Below are 11392 nucleotides of genomic sequence, written 5' to 3' on the forward strand. Positions count from 1 at the left end.
CGGCTGTCCTCCGCCGTCAGCGCACGCCGCGGGCGCGCGGATCGAGCTGCTCGATGCGGCGGCCGGCGTCGAGCAGGTCGTCGTTCCAGTTGCTGGCGCCTTCGACGATGGTCGGCTTGATCAGCACCACCAGCTCGCGCTTCTGGTTGACGCGTTTCTTGGACCCGAACAGCGTGCCCAGTACCGGCACGTCGCCGGCGCCCGGCAGTTGCGAGGCGTCGTTGTTCGAGGCCTGGCGCATCAGGCCGCCGATCGCCACCACCTGGCCGTTCATGCCGCGCACGATGCTGTCCAGCTCCGAGGTGGCCGAGGCCGCCAGCGGCAGGTTCAGGCTGCCGGCCGTGCCGAGGTTGATCGCCTTGTTGACGGTCGAGACCTGGCTCACCGACGGGTGCACGTGCAGCATGATGTTGCCGCGCTCGTCGATCTGCGGGGTCACGTCCAGCACCACGCCGGAAAAGAACGGCTGCAGCGTCACGCTCGGCGTCACCGTGTTGCCGGCGTTGGTCGAGTTGGTGGTGGTGGTCACGCCGGTGACGAAGAATTCGTCGGTGCCGATCTTCAGCACGGCCTTCTGGTTGTTGATCGCGGCCACGCGCGGGCTCGACAGCACGTGCACGCTGCCCTGCGTTTCCAGGAACGAGATCAGGGCCGCGAAGTTGCTGGTCTGGACCGCCAGGCCGAACATCGAGCCGGCCGCTTCCACCGCGCTCGACAGCGAGAAGCCGCTGCTGGCCGACAGGCCGGTGCCCGGATCGGTGATCGTACCCGGCTGGCCGCCGCCGAACGGCAGCGGGGTCAAGGTGGCGCCGGGGGCGATGATGCCGCCCGAGACGCGGTTGTCGTGGCCGCTCTTGATGGAAGCGAACGAGGCCCAGTTGACGCCGCTCTGGTAGCTGTCGTTCAGCTCGACCTCGAGGATCTTGGCTTCCAGGATCACCTGGCGGTCGACCGCCAGCTGGGTCGCCTTCAGGTAGGCGTCGACGTTGCGCAGCTCGTCCGGCAGCGCGCGGATCACGATCACGCCCGACTGCGGGCTGATCACCACGCTGCGCCCGCCCTCCTTGGAGCCGACCATGGCCTCGACCGCGCTCTTGAGGTCGGCCCAGAAGTCGTTGTCGGAACTGGTGTTGACGTCGGTGCTCTCGGCCTGGTTCTGGCCGTTCGGATTGTTCGGGTTGCCGTTGCTGCCGGTATTGTTGGCGGTGCCGTTGTTCTGGAAGTTGTTGTTGCCGTTCTGGACCGCGTTGCCCACCGAGGTCGAGGTCACGCGCAGGTTGGAAGCGCCGCGGCGCTTGCCCACCAGGTAGTTCACGCGGAACATCCTGGTCTGCATGGTGAGCGGCTTGATCGAGATGCGCGTGCCTTCGATCTTGTAGTCGTAGCCGTACATCTCGCGCACCGCGTCCAGGGTTTCCGGCAGCGTCACGTCCTTCAGGTTGGCGGTGATGCTGCCGCTGACGTCCGGATGCACCAGGATGTTGTAGCGGGTGCCGGCCACGATCGAGCGGAAGAACTGCTGCGCCGGCACGTTGTTGAACGAGACGTTGAAGCGCTCTTCCAGCGCCGGCCGCGCCCGCGGCAACTGGGTCGCCAGCGCGGCGCTGGGCGGCAACAGGGCGTCGGCGACGGCCTGGTCGGCCACCGGCGCGGTGGCCGGCACACCGGCGGCTGCGGTGCCGGCGGCCGGCCCGGCGGCGCGCGGGCGGGCGGCGCCGGCGACGTCCTGGCGGATGCGGTCGTAGGTGGCGTTGGATGGCGCGCTCTGGCAGCCGGACAGCAGCAGCGCCATGCCGAGCTGGGCAACCGCTGCGGCCAGCGCCGCCTTCGAATTCGTCTTGTGCATTCTTGTCCTCATCGCACGCAGCGGCGTGCAGTCGGCGCGCTCAGCGCGCATGTTGCGGTGCCGGGCGCGCCGGCGTCATGCCGCCCGGCGCGTCCTGCGCCAGGCGCAGTACCTGGCGCTCGCGTCCGCGCACCAGTTCGACCTCGCCCTCGGCGATGCGCGCCACGCGCGCGCCATGGAAGCTGTCGCCCGGGCGCACGGTTTCGCCGTCGATCACGGCCAGGTGGCGGCCGCCCGGCGCGCGTCCGACCAGCACGGTCTGCAGGCGCGGGGCATCGCCGGGCGTGGCGTCCGGGGCAGCTTTCGCCGCCAGCACGGCCGGCGGGCGGGTCGGGTCCTGCAGCGCCTGCGCGGCCGGGTTGGCCGCCTGGGCCGCCGACGCCAGCAGCGCGCCGAGCGCAGCCAGCAGGCGCATGGCGCGGTTCACAGCTTCATCCATTTGTCGTCCAGGCTCAGGGTGTACAGGGTCAGGGTCAGGCGCACGGTCGGGTATTGCTCGACCTCGAGCTGGGCCTTGCCCCAGAACAGCTGGGTCGGCAGCGCTTCCAGCGCGGCCATGTAGTCGACCATGTCCAGGTAGCTGCCGCGCGCCGTGACTTCGACGCCATGGCGGAACAGCAGCTCGGGCGCATCGGCGGCGGGTTTCGCCGCGTCCTGCGGCGGCGCTGCCGGCGCCGCCTGCGGCATGCGCGGCGCGCCGTCGCGGGTGGCGCCGGCCGGGTCGAGCGCGCTGAGCGGATCGACCGGCAGCGTGCGCACCGCCACCAGCTTCAGGCGGCCGTTGGCGCGCAGGATCGATTCCAGCAGCGGCGCAATGCGCTCGGGCGCCACCAGGCCGTGCTGCATGGCGCGCAGTTCGCTGCCCAGGCGCTCGGTCTCGCCGCGCACGTCCTGCAGGTGCATGTGCAGCGGCGCATCCGGGTCGGCGCGCGACGCTTCCAGCTTCTGCACGATCTCGGCGTCGACGGCGGCGGTATCGCTGCGCTGCTGGACGATGCGGCTGCGCAGCGCATCCTGCCTGCGCTGCAGCGGCCCCAGCATGGCGGTCTGTGCGAGAAAGGCCAGCACCGCCAGCAGCGCGGCGAAGGCCAGGATGCGTTCGCGCTGGTTCAGCGCATCGATGCGCGCGGCGAGGCGCTGCCAGCGCAATTGCAGGTCGTGCTGCCAGCGCGGCTTCATGGCTGTCCTCCGGACTGGAACGCGCCCGCGCCGGGGGCGCCCGGCCGTGCCGGCCCCGCCGACTGCAGGCTGAATTCGACGTACGGCGCCGGGGCGTCGGTTTCCTTGCCGTCCTTGCCGGCCACCTTGACGGGGGCCGCTTCGGCGATCTGCAGGTTGCCGACCGGCTTGCCCTGCATGACGGTCTCGTTGCGCAGGCGCGCCAGGAAGCCCGGCACCAGCGCCGCGTCCAGCGCGCGCCCGCGCACGCCGATGTCCTGGCCGGCGGCGCCGACGCTGACGCCGGTCAGCCACAGTCCTTCGACGCGCTGGCGCGCCAGCGCGCGGAAATACTCGGCATAGCCCTGGGTGTTGCCGAGTTCGCCGTGCGCGATGATGCCGGACACGTGGCGCAGCGTCGCCAGTCGGACCTCCGCCTGCTGCGCCTCGACCGCCAGTTGCGGGTCCTTGCGGCGCGCCGGGAATGCGGTGGTGGCGTCGGCCAGGCGCTTCCTGGTCTGTTCCAGGCGCGCGGCGCCGGCGTCGGCGTCGCGCTGCAGGGCGTCGACGCGCATCTTGCCGAACACGCCCATGGCGGCCAGGCCGAGCACCAGCACGCCGGCGCCGGCGGCCATGGTATTGGCCGTGAACAGCTGCTTCTTGTGCTCGAACTGGTCGTTGAACAGGTTGATCTGCTGGCTCATGCCGCCGCCTCCTCGCCGCGCAGCGCCGCGCCCAGCGGCACGAAGAAGCGCTGCTGGCGCGCGGCGTCGGCCGCCAGCTCGGCCACGCCGCCCAGGTTGAACACATCGCCCAGGTCGAGCGTTTCCACGCGCGTGTACAGGTTACCCGACAGGTACGCTTCGAGGCCGGAGGCGCCGGTCGGCGCCAGCACCAGCTTGGCCACGCTGATGAAGGAAAACTGGCGCTCGAAGTGGTCGAGCGAGCGCTGCAGTTCGAGGGTGATCTTGTCGAAGCTCTGGGCCTTGCGCTCGTGGTCGCCTTCCAGCAGCTGCGCCAGCGTCACGTCGATGCGACGCGACAGGTACAGCTCGCCGCGCCAGGACACCGTCAGCAGGCCGCCGTCCTCGCCGAACGACAGCATGGCAACGCCGCGGCCGTCGCGTTCCAGCAGCGTCGAGACGTTACGCTGCGCCATTTCGGGGATATCGATCGCGCGCAGTTTCACCTTGGCCTGCGCGAACAGCTGCTGGCGCGCCCGGACGGTCGCGTTGCGCGCCGCCACGGCGAACACGCTCTGCTGCGGACGCGCCGCGGCGCTGGCGTCGATCGGGATCTCGAGGATGTCGAAGGTGGCGTCGTCGACCGGGAAGTCGAGCACGTCCTTCAGGCGCCAGCGCATCGCACTCTTGAGTTCTTCGCGCGGCACGTTGGGCGCCTCCACCGACATCAACTGGTAATCGCCGCCGGCCAGCACGGTGGCGCAGCGGTAGTCGGTGCTGTGCAGTTCCTTGCCGACCTTTTCCAGTGCCTCGACGCTGGCATTGCCGGGAAAGAAGCTGGCGAGGGTGACGATCGGCCGGGCATCGGGCTGGGCCGGGTCGGCCGCCACGCTGGCGGCGGCGATGCCGTCGCGCTGCAGCATCATCGCCAGCCAGGCACCATTCTTCTTTGCTCTACTAAAAAAACGCATGCGTGGCGATGAAAATCGGTTGGTTGAATGACGATGGATGGTTACGAATGTTTCCCTATGCCATGATTATAGTCAACTCCGCCGCAAATCGAACCCGTTTTTTACTCCCAGGAAAAATATTTCATGTTTTACGCACAGAATCTTGTATTGTTTATTATCAATTTTAGTGAGTTCAATATACTTCCCGCAAGTAAATCAGCGGACTCGTATATAAACCGAAGGTAGCGCGGGCGCGCGTGCTGGGCAGCCAGGCGCCCGCGTTGCCGCCGGCGGCGGTGAAATCGATGCTGCCGTTGGTGCCGCGTCCCGGCGCCTGCAGGATCATCTTGCCCAGTCCCGCCGTCAACGGCGCCGGATTGACGCTGCCGGACGCGAACGCCAGCACGCCTGCCTTGCAGGTGCTGGCGGTCGACGATTGCGCGAACGAGCGCGTGCAGGCCAGCGGCGTGACGGTCGCCGCCACCGTGCTGGGGGTGGCGGTGCCGGACGGGCTGTCGGTGGCGCTGGTGACCCAGGCGCTGCCGTTCCAGTACTGCGCCGTCAGCGGCACGCTCATGCGCAGCAGTTCGGAACCGAACAGGTTGGGCACGAACAATCGCCCGGAAATCACCATCAGGCCATCTTCGTACTGGACGCCGCTGGCGCCGGCCGGGGTGGCGGAATTGACGACCAGCGCGGTGGTCGCGCTGTCGCTGCCGGCCGCCACCAGCTTGTCGGCGCTGGTGGCGCGCAGGTAGGCGGCGGTCGGCGCGCCCCAGTTCTGGGCGCGGCGCGCGCTCGCGCTGTAGGGCGTGCCCAGCGCGAACGTGCCGGTGGTGGACATGGTGGGGAAGTCGCTCATGTTGGCCGACTGCGGCAGCGGCGTCACCGCCGAGAACGGCGCGGCGGCAAGCGCCGTGCCGGATGCCAGCGGCGAGGTCACCGCCGCCAGTGTCACTGCGCGCGCCGCGTTGACGTTACGAAATAGTCCCATCGGCTGCGGCTTGCCGTTCCTGGGCATGGCGAACGCCGTTACCGCGAGGTTGAAGGGCTGCAGCGAATAGGTCGCTCCCTCGACCGGGTAGGTGGCAGGGCAACTCATGTCGGCCTGGCACGCGAGATTGAAAGTCAGCTGGGTCTCGAAATGGTCCGGGTAGAAGCGCCCCGCCACGCGCGTGGAGGCAATCAGGCGGCTGGTCGAGGCGGGGTCGACGCCGTCCGGCGGCCCGCCCACCGCGCCGGTGTTCAGGTAATCGATCATCGACGGCGTCAGGCCCAGGTAGCCGGCCTCGAACCAGCGCGCCTTGGCTTCGAACAGGCCGACCCCGCTCACCGCGCTGGTGGCGGCGAAGTCCTGGTCGGGCGAGAACGCACCCTGCACGATGGCGTCCTTGGCGGCGTTGGCCGCCACGCCGCTGCCGCCGTCGACCGCGGTGGGCGTGAACAGGTCGAGCTTGAACTGCTGGGTGAGCGCGCTCGCCGGCAGCGTGCTGGACAGCGCCGCTGGTTCCTTGCCGAAGCTGGGCGCCCAGGCGTTATTGGCCATCCACGCGCCCACGCGCACGTTGAACTGCTCGCCTGCCTTGGCGAAGGCGACGTCGTCGGTCTTGCTCCAGTTGGCGGCGGCCAGGCCGCCACGGTCGAGGGCGCCGTCGCTGGCGCGCGCCACGCTGTACACGCGGATGTCGGACGGGCGCGAAATGAAGTCGAGCTTGCTCACCACCGAGCCGTTGTAGCTCAGCGACAGCGTCACCCGGCCGACGTCGGCATAGAAGAATTGCGAGGGCGCGCTGGACGGCCCCAGCACCGCGGTCGGCTTGTTGCCCTGCGCCGTCACGTTGACGCTCCTGGCGGTGCCCTTGCAATCGAACGTGGCGCCGGCGTAGCTGACCGCCACGCCCGAGTTCGGCAGGCAGGTGGCGGACAGGCTGACCGGCACGGTCATGTCGCTGCTGGACAGCGGCTTCGCGATGAGTTTGCCGTTGACCATGCTGACCGCGGTGATGTAGATGCGGGTGGTGCTGTCGCCGGCCGTCACCGGGCCGATGAAGCGTGGGCAGGTATTGTCGGCCGCCGTCTTGTCGTTGCCGATCACCACGATCTCGTCGCCCGACTTGCAGACCTGGCGCGTGAATACCGCGGGCGGTGTGTCGGCAGTGCCGGCCTTGCCGGTGTCGGTGGCGCTGTTGTTGGCGGCATTGTCGTCGCCGGTCTTGCCGTACACGACCGCGCTGTTGCTGTAGTTGCCGGCCGCCTTGGGCGTCACGCTGATGGTCAGGGGCGTCAGCGTGCCGCCGTTGCCGGCCAGCGGGCCGTCCTGGCTGCAGGTGACGACGGTCTCGCCGCTGCCCTGGACGGCGCTGGAACAGGTCCAGCCGGAGCCGCTGGCGGACACCAGGTTCAGGCTGGACGACAGCGTATCGACCACCGTGATCGGGCCGACATCCTTGTCCACCCCGACGTTGCTGACCTTGATCGTGTAGCTGGCGGTGGCGCCGACGGTCAGGTCGCCGCTGCGGGTCATCTCCAGCGCCAGGTCGGCGTTGGCGACGTAGGGCATGGCCACCACCTCGGCGCTGAGCAGCACCAGGTCCTGGCCGGATTTGTACGTGCTGGTGGCGCTGCTCTGGCCGGCCTGGATGATCGGCGGCTTGAGGGTGTACACGTCGAAGTCGATGCCGTACGAGCTGGCGTCGCCGTTGACGTTGCTGGACGAGTTGAACTGGTTGCCGGACGGGTTCATCGAATCGGTCAGCGCGTAGCCGTTGAACAGCAGGTCTTCGCCGCCGCCGGACAGGGTGTCGTCGCCTTCCCAGGTGATGTGGCCGACGCGCCCGGTGACGTTGTCGGGCAGCGGATTGGGCACGTTGAAGTTGCCCAGGCTGATGCTCAGGCTGCTGTTGCGGACATACTGGAAGCCTTCGTACACGTTCAGCAGGCGGAACGGCTCGCTCGGCTGCGAATAGATGACCAGCAGCGCGAAGCCGCCCAGCACGCCGCTCGACGCGCACCACGGATTGCCGCTGTTGACGGTCAAGCCGCTGAAGGTATAGGTGCCGTTGCCTTTCTTGTTGACCTGGGTGGTGACGTCGACCGCGCCGCTGAAGAAGGTGAAGCCGCTGCCGATGGTGTTCGAGGTGTACTGGCGGTCGGCGGTCCTGGAGACGCCGTCGAAGTTCACGGTGTAGTCCGGCGTGGTGCTGGACCCGGCCCAGTACAGCAGCGCGCTCTGCACCGTGGCGCCGCTCGGGATGCCCGACAGCTTGGCCGACAGGATCGTGTTGGAGCTCGCCACGGCGCACGGGTTGTCGTTGTCGCCGGTGCGCATCGTGACTTCGGTACCGGTGAAGTTGTAGGTGCCGCGGAAGCTCTGCACCACCGACAGCGCGGTATCGGCGCGCGCCGGCGCCGCGGACAGCGACAGGAGCAGCGCCAGAAGCAACGCCAGAAGCGGCGCCAGGAGCGGCGCCGCCAGCCACGCATGCGGGGACGGCGCCGGCGCCGGGATGCGCGCGTTCACAGCTGCGCCTCCATGCGGCGGTTCACCGTCTCGGGATTGGCCGACGGGGTGCAGGCGCCGCTGGCGCCGTCGCAGTTGCAGCCGCCCGCGCTGTCCGTGATGTTGCAGGCGCTGGCCGCGATCGTGGTGCGCGCCAGCATATCGCCGGCCTGGCCGCTACCGCCGGTCTGGCTGCAGCGCACGTTCACCGTAAAGGCGGACAGCGTGGTCCCGGCCGGCATCGCCAGCGTGGTCGCCGCGGTGCAGCTCTTGTTGCGGTTCCACTGGAACAGCCCCCACTCCATGCCGGCGCGCGCCGCCTGGTAGGCGCGCGCGCCCTGCAGGTCGAGGTTGGCACTGGCCTGCTGCGTGGTGTACAGGCTGACCATGGCCACCGCCAGCCCGGCCAGCACGACCAGCAGGAAGATCGCGGTGACCAGGCCGACGCCGGCCTGGCGGCGCATGCGCATGCGGATGGGGAAAGTCATGGGGTATTGTCGACGTGGACCTGGTGTACCAGGCGGATCGCGGGCGCGCTGTCGTAGCGTCCGCGCAGTTCGAGGTTGATGCCGAGCAGGCCGGTGCGCTGGGCCGCCGCGGTGCTGTAGGAGAACAGGCCGCCGCAGCGGGTCAGGCGGGTCGCCACCAGCGCGCGCTGGCCGTCGGACGGCGGCACCGGCTGGGCCGCCGCGATGGCGTAGCCCCAGGCGCGCCACAGGTCGAGCGTGCCGTCGGCGCGCGCCTGGCAATACAGGCTGACCGGTCCGGACACCACCTGGAAGCGCTTCTGCGGCGAGGGCAGCGCCACGTCCTGGTAGGCGAACGGATTGCCGGCCAGCGTGATGCGCATGGCCGGCACGTTGGCGCCGTTGACGGCGACGGTCGTGGACGCCGGATCGGCATTGATGCAGGCGATGTTGCCGGCCGCGGTGGCGGCGCCGCCGGTCGGGCAGGCGCCGACGCCGGTGGCCGCCAGCTGGTAGGCGTTGGCCGAACCCATGCCCTCGCCCAGGTTGTAGACCACCACGAAGTCGCCCTTGCGCACGCGGCTGAAGCTGGGCGGCGGCGCCAGCGCGGTGAAGACGGCCTGGGCGGGATCGTCGAAGCTCAGCACGGCGGCGCCGGCGAGGCCGTCGTCGCTGTCCAGGTAGCGCGCGCCGGAACGCGTCTGCAGCAGTTCCACCGCGCTGCCGTCGGCGCTCACGCGCACGCTGTTGGGCAGCGCCAGGCGCACGTCGCGCGCCATGCGGCGCAGCGCCAGGTCGGCCTGGTCGGTGATCTCGGCGCGGTCGACGCTGTCGCGGTAGCCCAGCACCGGCGCCCGGATGAATACCGCGACGATGCCGGCCAGGACGCCGACGATCACGATCACCATCACCGCCTCGACCAGCGTGAAGCCGGCCTGGCGCCGCGCGCGCAAGATCTTCATAGTGAATTCGGCGCGTAGCGCGTGCGGTAGCCGTCCAGCGCCAGGGTCTGGCCGTCGTAGCCGATCTCGACCCGGATACGCAGTACCTCGGTGTTGGCCGACGCGCCCGTCGAACTGCTGGCCGTGCCGATGCCGCCCAGCGCGGCCGGGCTGATGGTCAGGCGCGCCGTGTAGCCGGTCAGGTTGAGGGCGTTGCCGTTGGCGTCGCTGAGCACGCCGTTGACGTCGAAGGCGGCGGTAGCGGTGTTGGGAGCGCTCACGTAATCGTTGACGTTGTCGAACGGCCGGGTGGTGGTGGCCGGCTCGTTGCCGGCCTGGCCCCAGGTCTCGGGAATGGTGCAGGCGGCGCTACTGGCGGCAGTGTCGGCGTTGCTCGACGCCGGGTCGCAATACGAGAACTTGGCCAGCTCGACTTCCTCCAGCAAGCCCTCGGCCAGGATCAGCGCCTGCTTGCGCCGCACCGGATCGGCGCTGCGCTGGGTGGTCAGGTTCATCACCGCCAGGATGCCGGTCAGGGCCACGCCGATGATGACGATGAAGATGATCAGCTCGACCAGCGTGACGCCGCGCTGGCGGCGCATGTCAATTGACATAGCCGGTTTCCGCATACACCACGACGCTGCGGGTACCGCCTTCGGCGGCGATGCTGAACGCGAGGTTGGCGAAGGTGGACGCATCGTCGGAGGTGGTGGGATTGTCGCTGCCCTGGTAGGGTTTGCCCAGGCCGTTGAAGAAGAACACGGCCTGGGCGGCCGGAGCGAACGTCAGCGTGCTGCCGGCCGGCGTGCCCTCGCAATACCAGGCAGGGGCGTAGCTGCCGCCGGCGGTGCACAGGGCGCGGGTGGCGCCGCTGCCGCTGTTGTTCCCGGCCGGCACCGGCACCTGGTCGGCCGCCGCGCACGGCGACGCGGCGCCGTAGCACAGCGCCAGCCCGGCGCCGCCGGCCTGCACGTAGACGCGCCGGTTCTGCGCCACCGCGATCTTCTGCCCGTAGCGCAGCATGGCGCGCACCTGCTCGGAAAAGGCGTCGGCCTCGAAGCCGTTGCGGCTGAAGAAGCGCGACAGGCCGATGGCGCTGAGCACGCCGATCAGGATCATCACGATGATCAGCTCGACCATCGTGAAGCCGGCGGTGCGGCGCTCAGCCGGGATGGGATTGGCAGGAGGACGATACATCGGACCGGAAACACGGCTCAGCATGCGACGGCCTCCACGGCGGCTTACAAGCAGCCGGCCGCGTTACCGGTGGTGACGATGGACGGCGGCGTCACGGTCGTGCCGCTCACAGTGGCGGCGGTGTAGACGATCTTGCAGTTGGCAACCGTGGCGCCATTCGGCGACACCGTCAGGGTGGATGCGGAACCATTGCTGGAATCCACTGTCGTGAACGTATAATCGTTTGTGCTCAAGCCAGCGGCTGCCGCCAAGGCATTATTCGCTACCGGGTAGCCATTGCTGATGTTGACAGTCGTACCCTCCATGATGAGCGTGCTGGCGTTGCCGGTCGGATTGACCAGGAACTGGCCGTGCGCCATGGCCGACACCGAGGACAGTGAACCGCGCGCCGCCTGCAGGGAGGCGAAGCGCGCGTCACCGGTCAGGTTGGCGAATTTCGGCAGCGCGGTCGCGGCCAGGATACCGAGGATGACGATCACGACGATCAGTTCGATCAGGGTGAAACCGCCCTGGGCGCCGGCTTTGAAATTCTTGTTCATTGACATCTCCGAATGAAGTGGTGCGGATCGCGCCGCGTGGTGGTGGAGTACAGCCGCCTATCCGCTGACGCATGCAGGGCCAGGCTCAGGTTGCGTCTTCCGCGCCGGCGCT

11 protein-coding genes are annotated in these 11392 nt (G+C 69.2%); all 11 read right to left on the minus strand.

Going from position 1 to position 11392, the window contains the following annotated elements:
- Positions 1-16 precede the first annotated feature (16 nt).
- The 11 genes from mshL to HH212_RS27765 all read right to left on the minus strand — a co-directional run bounded on the left by mshL (position 17) and on the right by HH212_RS27765 (position 11280).
- Complete coding sequence (gene mshL, locus HH212_RS23660) at positions 17-1846, minus strand: pilus (MSHA type) biogenesis protein MshL (RefSeq protein WP_229217431.1); 1830 nt, start codon at positions 1844-1846, stop codon at positions 17-19.
- A gap of 40 nt (positions 1847-1886) precedes the next feature.
- Complete coding sequence (locus HH212_RS23665; protein ID WP_229217432.1) at positions 1887-2285, minus strand: hypothetical protein; 399 nt, start codon at positions 2283-2285, stop codon at positions 1887-1889.
- Positions 2270-3025, minus strand: coding sequence for a hypothetical protein (locus HH212_RS23670; protein ID WP_170204729.1), 756 nt, complete (start codon positions 3023-3025; stop codon positions 2270-2272). The genes HH212_RS23665 and HH212_RS23670 overlap by 16 nt, the downstream gene beginning before the upstream one ends.
- Entirely contained in the window at positions 3022-3708 is a 687-nt protein-coding gene (locus HH212_RS23675; RefSeq protein WP_170204730.1) for a PilN family protein, read from the minus strand. The genes HH212_RS23670 and HH212_RS23675 overlap by 4 nt, the downstream gene beginning before the upstream one ends.
- A complete protein-coding gene (pilM, locus tag HH212_RS23680; RefSeq protein WP_170204731.1) occupies positions 3705-4658 on the minus strand; it encodes a type IV pilus biogenesis protein PilM in 954 nt (317 codons plus the stop codon). The genes HH212_RS23675 and pilM overlap by 4 nt, the downstream gene beginning before the upstream one ends.
- A 172-nt stretch (positions 4659-4830) precedes the next feature.
- Positions 4831-8157 (minus strand): DUF6701 domain-containing protein, encoded by a 3327-nt coding sequence (locus HH212_RS23685; RefSeq protein ID WP_170204732.1) that lies wholly within the window; start codon positions 8155-8157, stop codon positions 4831-4833.
- The gene (locus HH212_RS23690; protein ID WP_170204733.1) at positions 8154-8624 is read right to left on the minus strand and encodes an agglutinin biogenesis protein MshP; all 471 of its coding nucleotides are present in this window, start codon (positions 8622-8624) and stop codon (positions 8154-8156) included. Before HH212_RS23690 ends, HH212_RS23685 begins: the two co-directional genes overlap by 4 nt.
- Positions 8621-9565 carry a type II secretion system protein gene (locus tag HH212_RS23695; RefSeq protein WP_170204734.1) on the minus strand — a complete coding sequence of 315 codons (945 nt, stop codon included), beginning with the start codon at positions 9563-9565 and terminating at the stop codon, positions 8621-8623. The genes HH212_RS23690 and HH212_RS23695 overlap by 4 nt, the downstream gene beginning before the upstream one ends.
- Entirely contained in the window at positions 9562-10158 is a 597-nt protein-coding gene (locus HH212_RS23700) for a type II secretion system protein (RefSeq protein WP_170204735.1), read from the minus strand. The genes HH212_RS23695 and HH212_RS23700 overlap by 4 nt, the downstream gene beginning before the upstream one ends.
- Positions 10148-10765, minus strand: a complete 618-nt coding sequence (locus HH212_RS23705; RefSeq protein ID WP_170204736.1) for a pilus assembly FimT family protein — start codon at positions 10763-10765, stop codon at positions 10148-10150. Before HH212_RS23705 ends, HH212_RS23700 begins: the two co-directional genes overlap by 11 nt.
- Positions 10766-10785: 20 nt before the next feature.
- Positions 10786-11280: a type II secretion system protein gene (locus tag HH212_RS27765; protein WP_170204737.1), complete on the minus strand. Its 495-nt coding sequence runs from the start codon at positions 11278-11280 to the stop codon at positions 10786-10788.
- Positions 11281-11392: the final 112 nt, after the last annotated feature.

The sequence above is a fragment of the Massilia forsythiae genome (assembly GCF_012849555.1).
Lineage (GTDB): Bacteria > Pseudomonadota > Gammaproteobacteria > Burkholderiales > Burkholderiaceae_D > Telluria > Telluria forsythiae.